At 69.1% G+C, this 19,212-nt stretch carries 22 protein-coding genes and 1 tRNA gene; 13 read left to right on the top strand and 10 right to left on the bottom strand.

Annotation, left to right across the window (positions count from 1 at the left end):
• Window positions 1-663, bottom strand: a complete 663-nt coding sequence (locus tag ACPYN5_RS03095; protein ID WP_424447509.1) for a hypothetical protein — start codon at window positions 661-663, stop codon at window positions 1-3.
• A gap of 181 nt (window positions 664-844) precedes the next feature.
• Here ACPYN5_RS03095 and pstS point away from each other — a divergent pair, with 181 nt between their 5' ends.
• The 5 genes from pstS to ACPYN5_RS03070 all read left to right on the top strand — a co-directional run bounded on the left by pstS (window position 845) and on the right by ACPYN5_RS03070 (window position 6,122).
• Complete coding sequence (gene pstS, locus ACPYN5_RS03090) at window positions 845-1,954, top strand: phosphate ABC transporter substrate-binding protein PstS (protein WP_424447508.1); 1,110 nt, start codon at window positions 845-847, stop codon at window positions 1,952-1,954.
• A 78-nt stretch (window positions 1,955-2,032) separates the two neighbouring features.
• Entirely contained in the window at window positions 2,033-2,986 is a 954-nt protein-coding gene (gene pstC, locus ACPYN5_RS03085; RefSeq protein ID WP_424447507.1) for a phosphate ABC transporter permease subunit PstC, read from the top strand.
• Between the two features lies 1 nt (window position 2,987).
• Window positions 2,988-4,085, top strand: coding sequence for a phosphate ABC transporter permease PstA (gene pstA, locus ACPYN5_RS03080; protein ID WP_424447506.1), 1,098 nt, complete (start codon window positions 2,988-2,990; stop codon window positions 4,083-4,085).
• Window positions 4,086-4,104: 19 nt separating this feature from the next.
• Entirely contained in the window at window positions 4,105-4,884 is a 780-nt protein-coding gene (gene pstB, locus ACPYN5_RS03075; RefSeq protein ID WP_424447505.1) for a phosphate ABC transporter ATP-binding protein PstB, read from the top strand.
• A 401-nt stretch (window positions 4,885-5,285) separates the two neighbouring features.
• A complete protein-coding gene (locus ACPYN5_RS03070) occupies window positions 5,286-6,122 on the top strand; it encodes a DUF559 domain-containing protein (RefSeq protein WP_424447504.1) in 837 nt (278 codons plus the stop codon).
• 124 nt (window positions 6,123-6,246) lie between these two features.
• Here ACPYN5_RS03070 and ACPYN5_RS03065 read toward each other — a convergent pair whose 3' ends face one another.
• From ACPYN5_RS03065 to sigK, 4 genes are all read right to left on the bottom strand, one after another.
• Window positions 6,247-7,131, bottom strand: coding sequence for an aminodeoxychorismate lyase (locus tag ACPYN5_RS03065; RefSeq protein ID WP_424447503.1), 885 nt, complete (start codon window positions 7,129-7,131; stop codon window positions 6,247-6,249).
• A 444-nt stretch (window positions 7,132-7,575) separates the two neighbouring features.
• Window positions 7,576-8,214 carry a DNA-directed RNA polymerase subunit beta gene (locus tag ACPYN5_RS03060; RefSeq protein WP_424447502.1) on the bottom strand — a complete coding sequence of 213 codons (639 nt, stop codon included), beginning with the start codon at window positions 8,212-8,214 and terminating at the stop codon, window positions 7,576-7,578.
• Window positions 8,215-8,373: 159 nt separating this feature from the next.
• Window positions 8,374-9,237, bottom strand: coding sequence for an anti-sigma factor (locus ACPYN5_RS03055; RefSeq protein ID WP_424447501.1), 864 nt, complete (start codon window positions 9,235-9,237; stop codon window positions 8,374-8,376).
• A complete protein-coding gene (gene sigK, locus ACPYN5_RS03050; RefSeq protein ID WP_424447500.1) occupies window positions 9,234-9,821 on the bottom strand; it encodes an ECF RNA polymerase sigma factor SigK in 588 nt (195 codons plus the stop codon). Before sigK ends, ACPYN5_RS03055 begins: the two co-directional genes overlap by 4 nt.
• A 262-nt stretch (window positions 9,822-10,083) precedes the next feature.
• Between sigK and ACPYN5_RS03045 the strand changes: the two genes are divergently transcribed.
• The 7 genes from ACPYN5_RS03045 (at window position 10,084) to ACPYN5_RS03015 (ending at window position 14,317) form a co-directional block, all read left to right on the top strand.
• Window positions 10,084-10,755, top strand: coding sequence for a fasciclin domain-containing protein (locus ACPYN5_RS03045; protein WP_424447499.1), 672 nt, complete (start codon window positions 10,084-10,086; stop codon window positions 10,753-10,755).
• A gap of 194 nt (window positions 10,756-10,949) precedes the next feature.
• A tRNA-Lys gene (locus ACPYN5_RS03040) sits at window positions 10,950-11,022 on the top strand.
• Window positions 11,023-11,102: 80 nt separating this feature from the next.
• Window positions 11,103-11,279, top strand: a complete 177-nt coding sequence (locus ACPYN5_RS03035; RefSeq protein WP_424447498.1) for a hypothetical protein — start codon at window positions 11,103-11,105, stop codon at window positions 11,277-11,279.
• Between the two features lie 153 nt (window positions 11,280-11,432).
• The gene (locus tag ACPYN5_RS03030) at window positions 11,433-13,088 is read left to right on the top strand and encodes a catalase (RefSeq protein ID WP_424447497.1); all 1,656 of its coding nucleotides are present in this window, start codon (window positions 11,433-11,435) and stop codon (window positions 13,086-13,088) included.
• 75 nt (window positions 13,089-13,163) lie between these two features.
• A complete protein-coding gene (locus ACPYN5_RS03025) occupies window positions 13,164-13,484 on the top strand; it encodes a hypothetical protein (RefSeq protein ID WP_424447496.1) in 321 nt (106 codons plus the stop codon).
• Window positions 13,485-13,650: 166 nt separating this feature from the next.
• Entirely contained in the window at window positions 13,651-13,992 is a 342-nt protein-coding gene (locus ACPYN5_RS03020; protein WP_424447495.1) for a histone-like nucleoid-structuring protein Lsr2, read from the top strand.
• A gap of 112 nt (window positions 13,993-14,104) precedes the next feature.
• Window positions 14,105-14,317, top strand: coding sequence for a glycine zipper domain-containing protein (locus ACPYN5_RS03015; RefSeq protein WP_424447494.1), 213 nt, complete (start codon window positions 14,105-14,107; stop codon window positions 14,315-14,317).
• Between the two features lie 6 nt (window positions 14,318-14,323).
• On the opposite strand, the gene ACPYN5_RS03010 is transcribed toward ACPYN5_RS03015, so the two are convergent.
• Together ACPYN5_RS03010 and ACPYN5_RS03005 are read right to left on the bottom strand one after the other, a co-directional pair.
• Entirely contained in the window at window positions 14,324-14,662 is a 339-nt protein-coding gene (locus ACPYN5_RS03010) for a hypothetical protein (RefSeq protein ID WP_424447493.1), read from the bottom strand.
• A 48-nt stretch (window positions 14,663-14,710) separates the two neighbouring features.
• Window positions 14,711-14,953, bottom strand: coding sequence for a hypothetical protein (locus tag ACPYN5_RS03005; protein ID WP_424447492.1), 243 nt, complete (start codon window positions 14,951-14,953; stop codon window positions 14,711-14,713).
• Window positions 14,954-15,111: 158 nt separating this feature from the next.
• Between ACPYN5_RS03005 and ACPYN5_RS03000 the strand changes: the two genes are divergently transcribed.
• A complete protein-coding gene (locus tag ACPYN5_RS03000) occupies window positions 15,112-16,149 on the top strand; it encodes a YdcF family protein (RefSeq protein WP_424447491.1) in 1,038 nt (345 codons plus the stop codon).
• Between the two features lie 30 nt (window positions 16,150-16,179).
• Here ACPYN5_RS03000 and ACPYN5_RS02995 read toward each other — a convergent pair whose 3' ends face one another.
• Genes ACPYN5_RS02995 through ACPYN5_RS02985 form a run of 3 tightly spaced genes read right to left on the bottom strand, consistent with a single transcriptional unit; the run spans window position 16,180 to window position 19,166 of the window.
• The gene (locus ACPYN5_RS02995; protein ID WP_424447490.1) at window positions 16,180-17,034 is read right to left on the bottom strand and encodes a PhzF family phenazine biosynthesis protein; all 855 of its coding nucleotides are present in this window, start codon (window positions 17,032-17,034) and stop codon (window positions 16,180-16,182) included.
• A gap of 48 nt (window positions 17,035-17,082) precedes the next feature.
• A complete protein-coding gene (locus tag ACPYN5_RS02990; RefSeq protein WP_424447489.1) occupies window positions 17,083-17,844 on the bottom strand; it encodes a response regulator in 762 nt (253 codons plus the stop codon).
• Window positions 17,841-19,166, bottom strand: coding sequence for an ATP-binding protein (locus ACPYN5_RS02985; RefSeq protein WP_424447488.1), 1,326 nt, complete (start codon window positions 19,164-19,166; stop codon window positions 17,841-17,843). Before ACPYN5_RS02985 ends, ACPYN5_RS02990 begins: the two co-directional genes overlap by 4 nt.
• Between the last annotated feature and the right edge of the window lie 46 nt (window positions 19,167-19,212).

The raw sequence follows: 19,212 nt of genomic DNA, 5'->3' as shown, positions 1-19,212 counted from the left end.
TCAGGAGAGCCGTTGGACGAGCTGCGCCTTCGTCTGGCGCGAGTACCCGGTCAGGCCTTCGGCTCGGGCTCGCGCCCGCAACTCCGCCACCGTCAGCGACGACAGTGCGGCAGCGGCATCCTGCGGTGCGGCATCGTCGCGCGGCGCGACCTCGGGCTGAACCTCAGCGGACTCGCGCTCGAGTCCCGCGTGGTTCTCGGAGCCCGGCTCACCCAGTGCGACGGCGAGCTCGTCGTCGGCTTGCCGTGAGGCCAGCTCGGCACGTGCGGCGGCCTTCTCCGCCTTCGCCGCCGCACGGCGCCGCTCCTTCGACTCCGCCTTCTGGGCGGCAGCCTGCGCTTCGGCCTCGCGCGCCACGAGCCCGGCCTGCTCCGCCTCGGCGCGCAGTCGCGCCTTCTCGGCGGCGCGTCGCACCGCCTTGTCCACCGCCTTCTCCAGGCGCTCCGCTGCGGCACGGGCCCGCTTCGTCACCTTCTTCGGCGAGGTGCGGACACGCCTGTTCGACACCGAAGCGGCTTCGCGCGCCTCGTCGATGGCGTCATCCAGCGGACGAGCGATCTTCTTCGGCAGCTTCCTGGCGGTCTTCCGGGCCTTCTTGGCCGCGGCAGCTGTTTCTTCGACGGCCTCGCGTGCCGCGCGTTCCTGCTTGGATGTCTTCGCCATGGCGCAACCGTACTGCCCGCAGGTGAACGATTCGGAGCGCGCGTCGCCCGCCATCACGCGGCTGGCGAGGCCCGTTCACCTTCTGTTCACCCCCACAGCGCACTCTCGTAAGGGACGGTGTCTACCGTTCGGGACGAACCTGCACCGGGTTCTCGTCAACAACATGCGAAGGATTCACACAGTGAAGCTCTCCCGACTCGCCCAGCTGGGCGCCGTGGCCGCCGTGGCCTCTCTTGCCCTCGCGGGCTGCGCTGCAAACGAAGGCGGCGCTCCCGACGCCGGCGCCGGCTCGAGCGACTCCGCCGCCCCCTCCCTCGAGGGCAACCTCGTCGGCGGCGGCGCCTCGTCGCAGGAGGTCGCCGTCCAGGCCTGGACGCAGGGCCTGCAGACCGCGAACCCCGGTCTCACGATCGACTACGACCCCTCGGGCTCGGGCACGGGACGCGAGTCGTTCCAGGCCGGCGCCGTCCAGTTCGCTGGCTCGGACCGCGCGTTCAAGGCAGACGAGATCACCGCAGGCCCGTTCGAGGCGTGCGCGGCCGACTCCGACCTCGTCGAGCTCCCGACCTACATCTCGCCGATCGCCGTCGTCTTCAACATCGACGGTGTCGACTCGCTGAACCTCGACGCCGTCACGCTCGCGAAGATCTTCGCCGGCCAGATCACGACGTGGAACGACCCGGCGATCACGGCCCTCAACGAGGGTGTCGAGCTGCCCGCGACGGCGATCACGCCCGTGCACCGCTCCGACAAGTCGGGCACCACCGGCAACTTCACCGACTACCTCGCCAAGACCGCGGCCGACGTCTGGACCGACGGCTCGGTCGAGGAGTGGCCGGCCCTCGGCGGCGAGGCCGCTCAGGGCACGTCCGGCGTCATCTCGGCGGTCGAGGGCGGCCAGGGCACGATCGGCTACGCTGACGCCTCGCGCGCCGGCGACCTCGGCACCGTCGCGATCCAGGTCGGCGACGAGTTCGTCGAGTACTCCCCCGAGGCTGCCGCCGCCATCGTCGACGCCTCGCCCGAGGAAGAGGGCCGCGCCGCCACGGACATCGCGATCGAGCTCGACCGCACCAGCACCGAGGCCGGCGTCTACCCGATCGTCCTCGTGAGCTACCTGATCGGCTGCGCGGAGTACAAGGACGCCGCGACCGCCGAGATGGTCAAGGGCTTCTTCAGCTACGCTGCGAGCGCCGAGGGTCAGGATGCCGCCGCATCCGCCGCCGGCTCGGCTCCCATCTCGGAGACCCTGCGCACGCAGGTCACCGAGGCCATCGAGGCCATCAAGTAATACGCTCCGGGTGCCCGGTCCGGCTTTGCCGGACCGGGCACCTCGCGCGGTTCCCGCCCGTCGCACAGAATCGAAGCCATGACCACCACACCCGAGGTCACCCGCACCGGGGCCCCCACGGCCAAGACACGAGCGGGCGACCGCTGGTTCTCCGGTACCGCGCTCTTCGCCGGCTCGATGATCCTCGTGACCCTCGCTGCGGTCGCGATCTTCCTGGTCATCCAGTCGCTGCCCGCCTTCGTCGCCACCAACGAAGACGCATCGATCCTGCCCGACAACTTCTGGTCGTACGTCGGGCCACTCGTCTTCGGCACGGTCTGGGCGGCCGCCCTCGCGCTGCTCATGGCCGTGCCGCTCTCGCTCGGCGTGGCGCTCTTCATCTCGCACTACGCCCCCCGCCGCCTCGCGCAGGCGCTGGGATACGTCGTCGACCTGCTCGCGGCCGTTCCCTCGGTCGTCTTCGGCCTCTGGGGCATCGGCGTCCTCGCCCCGGCCGTTCAGCCGATCTACACCTGGTTCGTCGACAACGCCGGCTGGTTCCCCCTCTTCTCCGGTCCCGTCTCGAGCACGGGGCGCACGATCTTCACCGCCTCCGTCGTTCTGGCGGTCATGGTCACTCCGATCATCACCGCCATCTGCCGCGAGATCTTCCTCCAGACCCCGACCCTCCACGAAGAGGCGGCGCTCGCCCTCGGGTCGACCCGCTGGGAGATGATCCGCATGGCCGTCTTCCCGTTCGCCCGCAGCGGCATCGTCTCGGCCGCCATGCTCGGCCTCGGCCGCGCGCTGGGCGAGACCATGGCCGTCGCCATGGTGCTCTCGGTCTCGGGCGGGGTCACCTTCGCACTCTTCACCGCGGGCAACCCCTCGACGATCGCCGCGAACATCGCACTGACCTTCCCCGAGGCGTATGGGACGAACGTCAACGTCCTCATCGCCACGGGCCTCATCCTCTTCGTCGTCACCTTCGCGGTGAACGCGGTCGCTCGCTACATCGTGAGCCGCCGCAAGGAATTCTCGGGGGCCAACTGACATGACCACGACGATCACTCCCCCGAGCACGTCGGCGCGCCCCGCCTCGACGAGCCTCACCACCGGGCACCTGCCCAAGTGGGCACCCTGGGGCATCCTGGGCGCTTCCCTCGTCGTCGTCGGCGTCTTCTTCGCCGTCGTCGCGGCAGCGGGCGGCGAGGGATTCAACGTCCCCGGCTGGCTGATCCTCTCGGCCGTGGCCTACCTCGTCCTCATCGCGGCGGTCTCGGCCGCCGTCGAGGGCCGCCGCAAGTCGGTCGACCGTCTGGTGACGGGCGTCGTGACGGTGGCGTTCCTCATCGCCATGGTGCCGCTGGTCTCCGTGGCCTTCACCGTCATCACCCTCGGCGCCCCCAGCTGGAGCGGCGAGTTCTTCAGCTCGTCGATGCGCAACGTGGTCGGCGAGGGCGGCGGCGCGCTCCACGCGATCATGGGCACCGTCCTCATCACGCTCGCTGCAGCGATCATCTCGATCCCGATCGGCATCTTCACGGCGATCTATCTCATCGAGTACGGCCAGGGAAAGCGCCTCGCGCAGGGCATCACGTTCCTCGTCGACGTCATGACCGGCATCCCCTCGATCGTGGCCGGCCTGTTCGCATACGCCCTGTTCGCCCTGTTCCTCGGCCCCGGCGTCCGCCTCGGCATCATGGGTTCGGTGGCCCTGGCGGTGCTGATGATCCCGGTCGTCGTGCGCTCGACGGAGGAGATGCTCCGTCTCGTTCCCAACGAACTGCGCGAGGCCTCGTATGCACTCGGTGTGCCCAAGTGGCTCACCATCGCAAAGGTCGTCCTCCCCACCGCCATCGCGGGAATCACGACCGGTGTCATGCTGTCGATCTCGCGCGTCATCGGCGAGACCGCGCCGCTGCTGATCACCGCGGGCTTCACGGCATCCATGAACTACGACCTCTTCAACGGCCGTATGCAGACCCTGCCGGTCTTCACCTACACCCAGTACATGAACCAGGGCATCCCCGCCGAGGCCTTCATCGGCCGCGCGTGGGCGTCGGCCCTGACCCTCATCGTCATCGTCATGCTGCTGAACCTCGTGGCGCGTCTCATCGCCAAGTTCTTCGCACCCAAGACCGGCCGCTGAGCCGAAAGAGAGAACCTCCGTGTCAAAGAGCATCGAAGTCAACGACCTCAACGTCTACTACGGCGACTTCCTCGCCGTCGAGGGTGTCGCCCTCGACATCGAACCCCGCAGCGTCACCGCGTTCATCGGCCCCTCGGGCTGCGGCAAGTCGACGTTCCTGCGCACCCTGAACCGCATGCACGAGGTCATCCCCGGCGCGCGCGTCGAGGGCAGCGTGCTGCTCGACGGCGACGACCTCTACGGTCCGGGAGTCGACCCGGTGCTCGTGCGTCGTCAGGTCGGCATGGTCTTCCAGCGACCCAACCCGTTCCCGACGATGTCGATCCGCGAGAACGTGCTGGCGGGCGTCAAGCTCAACAACCGGCGCATCTCGAAGTCGGACTCCGACGCCCTCGTAGAGAAGTCGCTGCGCGGCGCGAACCTCTGGAACGAGGTCAAGGACCGCCTCGACAAGCCCGGCTCAGGCCTCTCGGGCGGTCAGCAGCAGCGCCTGTGCATCGCGCGGGCCATCGCGGTCTCGCCCGACGTCCTGCTCATGGACGAGCCCTGCTCGGCGCTCGACCCGATCTCGACGTTCGCGATCGAGGAGCTGATCCAGGAGCTCAAGAGCGACTACACCGTGGTCATCGTGACCCACAACATGCAGCAGGCCTCGCGGGTGAGCGACAAGACGGCGTTCTTCAACATCGCCGGCACCGGCAAGCCGGGCAAGCTGATCGAGTACGACGACACCACCTCGATCTTCACCACCCCGTCCGTCCAGGCGACCGAGGACTACGTCTCCGGCCGCTTCGGGTGATCTGAACGGGCGGCGCGCCGGCTTGCGCCCCTTGCCCGGGTGCCCGGTGCCCGGTGCCCGGTGCCCGGTGCCCGGATGCAAGCGATGGTGCGCGACGCGCCGGTGCGAGAACTCCTCGCCCGGCGCGTCGCCGTCTCCACCTTGCAACCCGGCCCCGGTGGGGTGGATCCCCGGCCCGGTGGATGGATCCCGGTACGGGGGCGCGGTGCCCGGATGCAAGTGATCGGGGCGAACACGCCGACGAGGATGCCGCTGGCCCGGGGTGTCGGGCAGGATGCCTTGCATCTCGGAACCGGCTCTCCCCGGCGGGCCGCTCCTGCACGACGTCGAGAGCACCACCGCCGTGCACACAACCCGCCACGCCGCCGATCGGCCGGTACTCATCGGACCACGGTGAGGGGATGTGCGAGTCACGGTCGATCTTCACCACTCGGGAACTCCGCGCCGACGGGCTGACGCGTCGCGAGATCGCGGTGGCGGTCGATTCCGGTCGGCTCAGCCGCATCCGGATCGGCGTGTGTGCGGCGCCGGGCGCCTGCGCCTCCCTCCGGGCCGTCGCGGCGCACGGCGGTTCGATGGCATGCGTGACGGCCGCACGCCACCACGGCCTGTGGACGCTCGACGACGACCACGAGCCGCATGTGTGGCTGAAGACCGGCCAGCGAGCCCACCACGACTCGGCATGCGGATGCGTCGAGCACTGGGACCGAGACGCGCGCCCCGCGGCATCCGGTCCTCTTCCGCTCCGCCAGGTGCTGCGCCAGATCCTCGGATGCCGCGGGCCCGAGCACTTCTTCGTCACGCTGGAGTCCGCGCTGCGACAGGGCCGGCTCACGACGGCCGACCTGCGGTGGCTTCGGAAGCACACCAACGCCCGCGGTCGAGAGGCGCTGAGCCTCGCCCGTACGGATGCCGACAGCGGGCTCGAGTCGCTGCTGCGTTGGCGCCTCCGGAAACTCGGCCTCCGGGTGAGAACCCAGGTTTCGATCCTCGGGGTCGGTGTCGTCGACGCGCTCATCGGCGACCGGCTCATCGTCGAGCTCGACGGCCGCGCCAATCACCACGGCACGGAGAAGCGCCACAAGGACCTCGCGCGAGATGCGAACGCGGCGTCGTGGGGCTACGTGACGCTGCGCTTCGATTACGCGCTCGTCATCCATGACTGGGACCTGGTCGAGTCCGCCATCCTCGGGGCCCTCCGCTCGCACCCGAGTGCGCAGCTCGCGGCACCCGCCTGACCGCCGGGCCGGGATGCAAACATCCCGCGCCGACACCCCGACGAACGCCCCGGTCCGCCGGCGCGCCGCGCACGATCGCTTGCATCGGGGAACGCCCCGCCCCGCGCGGCCCGGCTGCGACGCGTCAGTCGCGCGGTGAGAGCAGGTATTCGTTGAGGGATGCCGTGAAGTCGGCGTCGACGTTGAGGGCAGCGCCGTCGAGCTCGATGATCGGTGCCGCCAGGCGGACGCTCGATACGAGCCACGCGGCATCCGCTCGTCGCAGCTCGTCGACCGGAATCGTCTCGTAGACCGTCTCGAACCCGCGCTCGGCGAGGTGGTCGAAGAGGCTCAGCTGGGTCGTACCGTGCAGAATGCCGCCGTTGGGCGCAGGCGTGACGAACGTATCGCCGCGCCGCAGGATGAGGGATGCCGTCGGCGCCTCGAGCACGTATCCGTCGGAGCTGAGGAAGATCGCGTCATCCGCGTCGCGCCGGTGGGCCTCGCGCAGCGCGGCCATGTTCACCGCGTACGACAGTGTCTTCGCGCCGAGCAGCAGCCAGGGAGCCCGCGCCGGTGCGTCGATCGCGTAACCGCGGTCGAGGGTGACGACGCGGATGCCGCCCGTCCGCGCCTTCGAGAAGTCGGCGGCGGCCGCGGCAGTCGCCCAGGCGGTCGGGGTGGGCCCGTGCTCGATACCGCGGCTGAGGATGAGCTTGACGACGCCCTCCCCCGGGCCGCACTCGGATGCTGCAAGTTCGACCGCGGCTCGCCACTGGGCGATGTTCGGCGCGGGCAGGTCACAGAGATCGGCGGAGTGGGCCAGGCGCTCGAGATGAGCTTCGACTTCCTGCGGGTGCCCGTCGACGACGCCGATCGACTCGAAGATGCCGTCGCCCCGCTGCGTGCTGAGCTCCCCCACCGTCAGCGCCGGGGCCGCGGGGTCGACCGAGGTGAAGGTCGACGCGAAGTCCGACCGGGTCTCATCCGCCGCGAGCGGGTCGATCATCAGCGCGAATCGCAGTGCCATGCGCCGAGCCTACGACGCGCCCGGTGCCGGGATGCACGACATCCCGCCCGACACCCCGCGACAGAAGCCGCTGCCCCGGCGCGTCGTGCACGATCCCTTGCATTGCGGCCCGCCCGCCGGCCCGCAGAGGGTCCCAGCCTCGGTTGCACGGCGTCCGATCCGACACCCGGGAATGCCCATGCTCGAGGCTCCGTTAGACTGTCTATGCCGGGCCGCAGTAACCCCGGGCTCCATCTTCAGCCGCTGCGAGCGGCCACGCGCCGAGAGGCGTTCTGCGGCCCGGCACTTCTCTTTTCTCAGCCGCGGAACGCCGCGTGCCGCCGCGGAACGCCGCGTGCAGGTGCGGAATCGCCCTCAGCCGCGCAACGCCAAACGCAGCCGCGCAACGCCGCCCAGGCGCAGAACGTCGCACGCGACGAGCTCCCGGGCCGGCAGCCGCTCTCGTCAGGTCAGGGCTTCGCGCCGCCACAGCACGGCGCACGAACCGAGATCGTCGGCGTAGGTGCTCAGCCGCAGGGCGCGGGCCGTCAGGGCCGACGAGCGGTCTGGCTCGCTCACGTCGTGGTCGTCGGCGACCGATGTCGCACCCGCCGCCTGTACCCGGCAGAACGACGCGGCCCGCTCGAGAGCGACGGCGAAGTCACCGCGGAACACCCCGCGCATGATGATGTCGATCAACGCGACGAGCTCTTCGGGACCGGCGGGCGTGGGAGCGCCGGCGATGACCTCGTCGGCCGAACGCAGCACGACCCGTCCTCGCTCGTACAGCAGAGCCGCCATGCGTGCGTCGCGGTGGATCATGAGCTGCAGCAGGTAGAGCCGCCACAGCGCACCGGGCAGCGACTTCGCCGGCGATCGCGACCACAGTTCGGCGACGGTGTCGATGCCGTGTTCGGCGGTGAAGCCGACGAGCCGGTCGACGACGGCATCGCTGGGGTCTTCGCGGACGCGGGCCAGCAGTGCTCCCGCGGTGGCGTGGGCCACGCGCGAGACCTCCGCCGGATCCTCACCGGCGAAGTGCCGATCGAACTCATCGGCGGGTCGCCGAACGGGCTTGTGGTAATCCCGAGATCCGTCCGTCATCGTTCCAGGCTAAGCGAGCACGGCATCCTCGTGGACGGCCGATCGCGCACTGCGAACAGGCAGGGCGGCGCCGCTAGACCGCGACCGCGTCGGGATCAACGACAGAACGGCCGACCCGTGAGGATCGGCCGTTCCGCTGCCGGATAACGGGGTGGGCAGTCAGGCGCTCGTCGGGATCGCGACGATCGGGTCGGTGGTGGGCAGGCCGCTGGGCGACCCACCGCTCTGTTCGATGGTGAGGGCGATGACGTCCTCGGGCTCCATGTCGCCTTCGAGGATCAGTGCGGCCGAGCCGTCGCTCGATTCGAAGGCGCCGGCCGGGATCGGGGCGTCGCCGCGGACGAACCACGCTTCGTACGACTGGTCGTCGGAGATCTCGGGAAGCCCGTCCGCCACGAGCACGACGGCGTCGACGCTCGGCGACCAGTGAACGGTCGCTTCGCCGCCCTCGGCGAGCTGGGCCGTGCGGGATTGCGCATCGTCCGAGCGCTCGATCTGTGCGAGCACGGTCTCGGCAGAAGGCTCGCGCGTGCCGTCGGTCAACGTGCCGACGCCCCAGCCGATGCCGACGAGCAGCGCGATCGACGCTGTGAGGGCGAACAGGCTGCGCGTCCAGTTGCGCCGCTGCACGGTCTGAAGCTCTTCGGTCACCGGAGATCCGACGGAATACCCGGATGCCGACGCCCGCGGGTCGTCGTCGCCGAGTCGGTCGTTCGCGTCGGCAGCATCCGGGTCGGATGCATCGTCGCGCGGCGTGGTCGCCGCGGCGACGCGCGATCCATCCGGCAGCTCGTCGGTCGCGGGTGCACCGATCTGTGCGAGCAGGCTCGCTCGCAGGGCGGGCGGCGGCGTCACATCGGCGACACCCTCCGACAGTGCGGCCGCCGCAGCGGCATCCGCCTCGACGATCGGCATCCATTCGGGATGCGCCTCGAGTGCCTTGTGGTAGGCGCGCTCATCTTCGAGCGACAGCGCTCCGAGCGCGTACCCTGCCGAAAGCTCGGCGAATGTCTGTTCGTTCACGATGTCACCCCCATTGCACTCCGGAGCTTGGTCAATCCGTCACGCATCCGTGTCTTGATCGTTCCGAGCGGCGCCCCCACCAACGCTGCGATTTCGCTCTGACTGTAACCCCCGTAGTAGGCGAGGGTGATGGCCTCTCGCTGCGCCTCGGGTAGAGAGCTGAGAGCCCGAGCGACGCGCCGTCCTTCGATGCGAAGCTCAACCTGCTCGGCGACACCTTCGGGCTGTGACGCCATTTCCCGGTAGCCCGCCCGCACGTCACGATCGCTGCTCGCCTGCGATGACCGAACCCGATCTACCGCACGGCGGTGGGCGATCGTGAGAACCCACGACCTTCCTTGCCCCTTCTTCGGAGTGAACGTCGAAGCGGATTGCCACACTTCGAGGAACACCTCCTGCAGCACTTCCTCGCTCTGCGCGCGGTCGACGAGCACACGCAGGATGAGGCCGAAGACCCGCCCGGACAGAGTGTCGTACAGAAGGGTGAAAGCTCTGTGGTCACCGTCGGCGCAGCGCTGGATCAGCTCCGCGACGTGATCCGTCGACGGCCCGTTGTCGGGCACGTCCATTCCATCGATGACCATCGCTACCCAGCATGCCGCATCCCGAGACCTGTTCTCGGATGCAGCGCCGACCTGTTACCGGTTCTCTACATACCGCCGGGCGGGCGGTCTCGTGGTCGATGCGCGTCGCCGCGGACCACGGTCTGCATGAGAGGGGTGTCTCGGGCACCTGAAAACTCGGTTTCGGACTTTCTCAAACTTTTTCCGATCCGATCGGCGGGGGCCTCCGAAGAACCCTCGACGCCGGGGACGGACCCACGGCGGAGAACACACGGAGGCAATCATGCTCAGCACCAAGAAGAAGTTCACTGCTGCCCTGGCCCTCGGCTTCGCCGGAGCCCTCGCTCTCTCGGCCTGCTCGTCGGACTCGGGCTCCTCGATGACCGAGGAGACGGAGGCACCCTCGTCGTCGGCCGCCCCCATGGAGTCGGCAGAGCCCGACGCCACGATGGACCCGGCCGCCAACCTCGTCGGCCCCGGCTGTGCGGACTACGCCGCTCAGGTTCCGGACGGCGCCGGCTCGGTCGAGGGCATGTCGCAGGACCCGGTTGCCGTCGCAGCGTCGAACAACCCGATCCTCACCACTCTCACGGCGGCCGTCAGCGGCCAGCTCAACCCCGACGTCAACCTCGTCGACACGCTGAACGGTGACGAGTTCACCGTCTTCGCTCCCGTGGATGACGCTTTCGCGAAGATCGACCCCGCCACCATCGAGTCGCTGAAGACCGACTCGGCGACCCTGACGTCGATCCTCACCTACCACGTGGTCCCCGGCCAGGTCGCACCCGACGAGATCGACGGCACGCACACCACCGTGAACGGCGCCGACCTCACCGTCACCGGCGAGGGCGACAACATCATGGTCAACGACAGCGCCGCTGTCATCTGCGGTGGCGTCACGACGGCCAACGCGACGGTCTACCTCATCGACACGGTGCTCATGCCCCCGATGTGACCCGAACAGCCGCGGTGAGGGGTTCCCGCGGCACGGCCTCGGTATCTCCGTGGCCGAGGCGAAGCCGCCGGTGCGAGCACACCGGCGGCTTTGTCGTGCCCGGGCGACGGATGCCTGCGGCTCGAGGTGTCGGTCGGCCTGGGGGCGTCGGTCGGTTCAGGGCCTCCCCCGCGGCTACTAAGCTGAGAAGCTCAGGGCCTCTAGCTCAGTCGGTAGAGCATCGGACTTTTAATCCGCGGGTCGTGGGTTCGAGCCCCACGGGGCCCACTCCTGAGCGGTTCTCCTGGTCGCTGTGCCGGTTCGAGAGCGGCATACGCTTGTCGGTGACACCGACCGAAGGATCCGCCGTGTCCCACGACAACACTCCTGACCACCACATCCCCGCTGCGGATGAGCCGAGCGTTCCTGAGCTCGAAGCAGACGAGACCGTCGCGCCGCGCCCCGAGGAGGAGCTCGCCGACGCACTGCGCGCCGAGCCCGATCTCGAGGACCACAGTCCGCACCCGGGAGCCTCAAACGCGTGAGACGGCGTCCCCGAAGGTAGTCGCTCCCCGGTCGCGCCGACCGGGGGTAGGTCTCATCGACCCCAGCGACGCCGCAACCCCCTTTTCGCCCGTCTCCCGTCCCCGTAGCGTCGCCCGCATCCCCACGACGATGCGAACCACACGGAGGACGCCATGACCGATGTAGCGAACCAGGGGCCCGCTGAGGGCGACGACCGCCGGGAGCTGACAACCCGGCAGGGACACCCCGTCTACGACAACCAGAACCAGCGGACGGTCGGCGCACGCGGGCCGGCAACGCTCGAGAACTACCACTTCCTCGAGAAGATCAGCCACTTCGACCGCGAGCGCATCCCGGAGCGCGTCGTGCACGCTCGGGGCTTCGTCGCGTTCGGCTACTTCGAGGCGACGGGCATGTGGGGCGACGAGCCCATCGCGCAGTTCACGCGTGCGAAGCTGTTCCAGGAGAGCGGCAAGCGGACGGATGTCGCTGTGCGCTTCTCGACGGTGATCGGCGGTCGCGATTCATCCGAGGCAGCGCGCGACCCGCGGGGCTTCGCGGTGAAGTTCTACACGGAGGACGGCAACTGGGACCTCGTCGGGAACAACCTCGGCGTCTTCTTCATCCGCGACGCGATCAAGTTCCCCGACGTCATCCACTCCCTCAAGCCCGACCCCGTCACCTTCCGGCAGGAGCCGGCGCGCATCTTCGACTTCATGTCGCAGACGCCGGAGTCGATGCACATGCTCGTCAACCTGTTCAGCCCCCGCGGCATCCCGGCGAACTACCGCACACAGCAGGGGTTCGGCGTCAACACCTACAAGTGGGTGAACGAGCGAGGCGAGACCAAGCTCGTGAAGTACCACTGGATCCCGTCGGTCGGCGTCAGCTCGATGACCGAAGCGGATGCCGCGGCGGTGCAGGCCGGCGACCTCGGTCACGCTTCGCGAGATGCGTACGAGGCGATCGAACGCGGCGAGTATCCCGAATGGGAGCTCCAAGTGCAGATGATGGACGATCACGACCACCCGGAGCTCGATTTCGACCCGCTCGATGACACGAAGCTCTGGCCGGAGAATGAGTTCCCGCCGCGCACCGTCGGCAAGATGGTGCTGAACCGCAATGTCTCGAACTTCTTCGCCGAGAACGAGCAGATCTCCTTCGGCACCGGCGTGCTCGTCGACGGCCTCGACTTCTCCGACGACAAGATGCTCGTCGGCCGCACGTTCTCGTACTCCGACACCCAGCGCTATCGCGTCGGCCCCAATTATTTGCAACTGCCGGTCAATTCGCCGAAGAACGCGTCGGTGGCAACCAATCTGCGGGATGGGCAGATGGCCTATCACGTCGACAACGGCGGCGAGAACCCCCACGTCAACTACGAGCCGTCGATCACCGGCGGTCTGCGTGAGGCGCAATACCCCACGCACGACGAGCAGGGTCCGGAAATCGTCGGACGTCTCACGCGAAAGCGTATTCCGCGCACCAACGACTACACCCAGGCGGGCCAGCGCTACCTCCTCATGGAGGACTGGGAGCGGGATGACCTCGTGGCCAATTTCGTCGAGCTGATCGGACAGGCCGCTCGCCCCGTGCAGGAGCGCATGCTGTGGCACTTCTATCTGGTGGAGGACGACCTCGGACGTCGCGTGGGCGACGGGCTGGGCATCACGCTCGAAGAAGTAAAGGATCTGCCGCCCTTGCAGTCGCAGACTCTCGACGAGGACGAGCTGGAGCGCCTGCGCAATCTCGGTCACAACGGTCCCCGCGATGTGGCTGGTCTGCAGATGACGCACTGCGTTCCCAACGCGCGCGTGCAGCTGGCGTGAGCTGAATCGCGGGAATGGCTCGGGCACCCGGCGCCCGGGCCATTCCGCGTTCGCGGGTGGTCGATGATGGGATTCATGACCAACGTCTCACCCTCTTCCGGAAGGCGCCCGCGCGGCATTCCCACGGTTCTGTGGTGGACTGCCGGCGCCGTCACTGCGGCCGGCATCCTCGTCGTGATGATCGATGTCCTCACCACACAGTCGAGCGCATCTTTCGGGTGGTTCGCCTACCAGCCGCTGGCGGGCGCCGCCGTGTTCGCGAGGGCTGGAACGTTCGTCACACCGACCATGTGGATCGGCATAGCCCTGACGGTGGCGGGCTTGCTCGTTCTCGCATACCTGCTAGGTCGACGGTCGGTGAAGACGCCCGGGACCGGGACCACCCCGCCTGAATGAAACCCGGCCATGGCCGAATCGGAGACCGCGGTCGTCGCCGCTTCGATTCAACTGTCGAGTCGTCGCTCCGGCGCTTGGCTATGCATATCCTCAGAGTAAAGGCAATTCGCCGACATCTGCCGGTGTGAGGTCGCATTCGACTGACCCGTGGGAATAAAGTGTGCGCATGGCCCGCAAGCAGATCACCCAGCTCATCGACGATCTCGACGGCACCGTTCTCGAAGACGGCGAAGGGAAGCAGATCTCCTTCTCCATCGAGGGACGTTCCTACGAGATCGACCTCTCGAACGGCAACGCAGACAAGTTCTACAACGCCCTCGCCCCGTATGTCGACGTGGCACGCTCGGTCGGCTCGAGCTCGGCGCGCCGCAGCAGCCGCCCGTCCCGTGCAAAGAATGACCTCGACCTCGGGGCCGTCCGCGAATGGGCGCGCAAGAACGGACACACCGTCAACGACCGTGGTCGTGTTCCCGCGGCCGTCCTCGACGCCTACCGCGAAGCGAACTGACGACACACCTGTAACACCAACCGAGAAATGGCTCAGGCGCCTCCAGCCCTGAGCCATTTCTTGTTCACCTCGTCAGCAACAGTTCACCTCGTCAGCAACAGGAGACAAGCGGATGAGCACGGAAGAGGAATCCAGCAAGAACGGCGTGAACGCCGTGGCTATCGGCATCGCCCTGGGGCTCCCCCTCGGCAGCGCGGTCGGGATGCTCGCGTTCGACAACATCGCCCTGGGTGGCGGAATCGGCCTGCTCATCGGAATCGTGTTCGGGGCGGCGATCGATGCCAATGGCCGAAACCCCAAAGAAGACGCGAACGACCCGGACTGAGAGGCGTCAGCCCCTCTCGTCGGGCGCCCCAGTCCCCGCGTCCGAGCGGACGAAGCGTCCGTTGACGACGAGAATCGCGACGACAGCCGGCAGGACCGACGCCCCGAACAGGATCGGTGCCAGATACCAGTGGCCGTCCAGTGACGCTGCGAGCATCAGCGCCCCGAACACGGCGAGCGCGACACCGCCTCCGCGAAGAGCCCGAACGCGGCGCGGCTCACGGGAAGGGAAGCTCCACAACGGGTACGGCACACCGGGGCGCACCCGCTCGAACCAGAACACCGAGACGACCTGACATACCGCTCCGACGACGACCGGCAGCAGCCACATCCACGCAAGGTCCATCTGCCCGATGCAATCACATGGATGCCGCGGCATCCAGCCTCGGGAACGTCAGGCGCCGCGAGAAGGCCGCGCCTCGCGACGTCGCCGGATCCCGAAGACCAGGGCCACCACCCAATAGACCGCGAGGAGCGGCGAGATGACGGCGAGGACGATGCGGATGACGTCGCCGTCGTCGAGCGCCCAGGGAATCCAGATCGCCGACATCCCGACCCAGACGATCGCCTGCATGACGATCACCCCGAACGGCGTCGCGGCCGAAGCCGCCCCGATGCGCTCCCACAAACTCTGCACCCAGCGAACCTAACAGCCGGCGGGCGCGGCCTGTCCGAACGGGCCGTCGACAGGCTCATCCACTATCGCGTGCCCGTCGGCGATGAGTTCGTCGTGATCGTCCTGCATGCCGGACGCGTGGAACTACAGCGCGACCACCTGATCCTTAGTCTGGAAACGTGCCCGGGTTCTTCACCATCCTCTTCGCGGCCCTCGGCGTCGTCCTCGCGGCCCGCGATCCGCGTCGCCTGCTGCCCGGCGTCCTGCTGACTCTCGCCGCGGCCTCGCTCGTCGCGTCCGTCGTGGGTTTCATCCTCGAGGCGGGTGCCGTCGTCGCCACCCTCGCGGGCGCCGGAAGGGATGTCGTCGGCGCGCTCCTGATCTTCTTCGTCCCGCTCCTGGCGGGCATCGGGCTCGGGGCTGCTCTCCTGGCCAACGGGGTCGTGATGCTGCAGCGCGAGGGACGCTCGCTCGCCAACCGCCTGTCGCTGCTCGCCGGCGTCGGCATCCTCGGCGTCCTCGCGTTGGGAATCGTCGCGATCGCCGCCGGATGGCTCGAGCTCGCCGTCATCCTTCTGCTGCTCGCCGGCCCGATCGGATACGTCGGGATGGGCTTCGTCTCGTACCTCTGCTGGTCCGCGGTGTACGCGCGCCTCGCCCGTCGCAGCGCAGCACCCTCGGCGATCATCACGCTCGGGTCGGGCCTCCGCCGTGACGGGAGTGTGCCTCCCCTGCTCGCACACCGCGTGGCGCTCGGGGTGGAGACCCTGCGGCGCTTCCCAGGCGCGACCTTGGTGCTCTCCGGCGGCCGCGGGCCCGACGAGCCGCGCAGCGAAGCCGACGCGATGGCCGAGCACCCCGCTGAGCTCGGCGCATCCCGCGACCGGATGATCATCGAGGACTCGTCGCGGACGACCGAGGAGAACCTCACGCTGACCCGCGGCATCCTCTCCGAGCGCGGCATCGCCGGCCCGGTCCTCGCCGTCACGAGCGACTACCATGCGTTCCGTGCGGCGACCCTGCTACGCACCCTCAACATGCCTGGACATGCGATCGGCGCGCACACGGCGCTGTACTACCGGCCGAGCGCGCTGCTGCGCGAGTACCTCGCCCTCCTCCGCGACCACCGCGTCCTCAACGTCGTCGCTCTCGGGCTGCTCATGGCGCCCGTGGTCACGTTCGTCGTGGTCTCGCTCGTCCGACTCTTCGCCGACTGAGGTCGAATCTGCAGAGAGGCCACCGCTCGATCACGGGATCGCGACCGCATACCCCGTCACGGTGATGCCCCCGCTCGCCGGGATCTGCACGGTCAGCTCTCCCGGGCGCCCGACGTGCCCGCCCTGTTCGATGACGACGGTCGCGGGCACGGGCACGGCGCCGAGAGAGCGCAGATAGGCGCCGAACGACGCAGCGGCCGATCCGGTCGCGGGGTCTTCGGTGATCCGCCCCACCGGGAACAGGTTGCGCGCCTGGAAGCGACGAGCCGCGGCACGGAACGCGACCGTGATCGTGGCGGGCCACCCGCGCTCATCCATGAGCGCCCGAACGGCGTCGGGGTCGAACGAGAATCCGTCGAAACGCGCCTGGTCGCCGAGCACGATGACCGGATGCGTGTTGCCGGTGTTCGCGAGACGAGGCGGGAGGTCGTCGTCGAGGTCGTCGCGCGTCAGCTCGAGCAGATCGAGGACGGCATCGAGATCAGCGTCCGCGAGCTCGCGAACCCACGGCTCCACGCTCGTGAATGCCGCGCGGATGCCGTCTCCGTCCCGCGCAACCTCGATCGCGACGACGCCCACCGGGGTGTGGAACCGGACGGCACCGTCACCTGCCACCCGTCCCCGCTCGGCGAGCGCGACGGCCGTGGCCACCGTGGCGTGGCCGCAGAATGGCACCTCGGCGATCGGCGAGAAGTACCGGATCGCGTGTCCGCCGTCTGGGGTGGTCGCCGTCACGAAGGCCGTCTCGGCGTAGTCGACCTCGGCGGCGATCCGCTGCATGTCACGGGCGTCGAGAGCGCCGGCGTCCAGCACCACTCCCGCGGGGTTACCGCCCTCGGGCCTCGAGCTGAAGGCGGTGTACCGGAGAACCTCGGGCGTGGTCATCAGCCCAGGCTACGCCGCGTCGAATACGCGCCGTGAGCATTCCGGCGCTCAGCGCTCCGGCGAGGCCGCGAGCCGGTAGAGCACCTGCGGCCGTCCGCGTCTGCCGTACCGGTGAGAGAGGTGGATGACACCCGAGTCCACCAGATGGGTCAGGTACCGGTTCGCCGTCGCCCGCGAGATCCCGCAGGCCGCGGCGACCTCGGCACCGGTGAGGGCCACGACGGGGTCGAGCGCGGCGACCACCTGAGCGAGCGTCGGCGCGGCGAGCCCCTTCGGCAGCCCGCCCGGGTCGACACCGGATGCCGCCCTCCCCGGCTCACGTCGGCGCGCCGTCGATGCGGCGGCCGGTGCGGTACGGATGGTTCCCGTCGACAGCAGCCGGTCGATCTCGCCCTGTGCCAGGAGGGCGTCGCGATCCCCCGCGACGAGACGTTCGCGATCGGCCGCGTAGCGCGCGAGCCGCTCGCTCAGCGCCGCCTGCGTGAACGGCTTGACGAGGTATCCGACGACGCGCGCCGCGAGCGCCTGACGCACCGTGGTCTGATCCTGCGAGGAGCTGATCACCAGCACGTCGGGACCATCGTCGCCGAGGGTGCGCAGCCGGTGGAGCACCTCGATGCCGCTGATCCCGGGCAAGCGCATGTCGAGCAGGATCAGGTCGACGCCCGACCGGCTGTGCTCGAGCGCGGCCTCACCGGTGCCCGCGGTCGCCACGACGACGAAACCCGGAGTGTCGGAGACGAAGCCCGCGTGAAGGGCCCGCGCGCCGCGATCGTCGTCGACGACGAGGACCCGGATCGGACCGGTCATCGCGCCGTCTCCATTTCGAAGGCGAACCGCGCTCCCCCGAGCGGCGAGCGACCGACCTCGATGGAGCCCGAACGGGCCGTGACGTAGCGACGAACGACATCCAGTCCGAGGCCGCGCCCGAGGCCCGACGTGTCGGGCTTCGAGGAGTACCCCGGGGCGAAGATGCGACGGGAGACCCGCGGCTCGACGCCGGGGCCGTCATCGTCGACCGAGCCCACGATGCGGTCGCCCGCTCGCCTCAGTGTGCAGACCACGTTCGCAGCTCCCGCCTCCGCGGCGTTGCGGCACAGGTTCGACACGACCGACACCACACCCTCGTCGATGTCGGTGCCCGAGCGCGCGTCGGCACCGGCGTCGGCACCGGCCTCGGCGTCGTCGAGGGACACGTCGAAGCGGACCCGGGCGCCCGCCTCGAGCAGTTCTGCGCGCACCGTCTGAGCCATGGCGGCGAGCACGGGCAGATCGTCGCGCATCGCGTCGTCGCCGGCGTCGACCGGTCGACGCACACTCGCGATCTCTTCGATGTACCCGCGGGCTTCGTCGGTGTCGCCTCGCGACAGCAGGCCGTGGATGACGTGGAGGCGCGTGCTGAACTCGTGCGACTGCTCGCGCAGGGCCGACGTCGTGCGCCGCATCTGAGCGTGTTCGGCGGCGACGACGTCGAGCCGACGGAATCGACGTTCGACGGCAGCGGTGAGGATCGAGCTCGCAAGCGTCGCGATCACGAGCGCGCCGATCGCCCAGGGCAGCAGGGCCCCCACGGCCTCGTCGAGCTCGCTCGCTATCTGCGACTCGAGCACACCGACCGCCACCATCCCCATCGGGGTGGCGCTGTCGTCGCGCACCGGGACCTTCGCTCGCAGCGAGGGACCCGAGGCTCCGACCTCGGTGCCGACGAAGGTGTCGCCGGCGAGCACGGAGGCGTTGGTGGTCGCGACTTGCACACCGCGCTCGGATGCCAGCGGGTGGGTGATCCGCACCCCCTCGTCATCGGTGATCACGACGTAGTACACGCCGGCCGCCTGACCCACGAGCTCCGCGATGGGCTGCAGCACCGCCGTCGCAGCGGCGAGGTCGGCCGCGTCGGCGAGTTCGGACGGATAACCCCGGTCGGCCACCCCGGCAACGGCGGTTCGGACCTCGGGAAGATCGGCGAGGCTCGACGCGACCTCGAGCACCCGTTCGCTCGTCGCGTCGCGGATCATCCGCTCCTGCGACGCGAGAGAGATCGCGACGGTGGTGGAGAGAGCGGCGAGAGTCACCACCGAAGGAAGCACGAGCAGGATGAGGCGCGCGGCGGAAGCTCGCAGCGTGAACGGCATCCTGTCCACTTCCTTGTGCGATCGGACGGGCGGTGCCCGTGCGCAT

This window comes from Microbacterium arborescens, assembly GCF_049707515.1.
GTDB classification, from domain to species: Bacteria; Actinomycetota; Actinomycetes; order Actinomycetales; family Microbacteriaceae; genus Microbacterium; species Microbacterium arborescens_B.
Note: the sequence above shows the minus strand (reverse complement) of the source record. Positions and strands in the feature narration are given on the sequence as shown.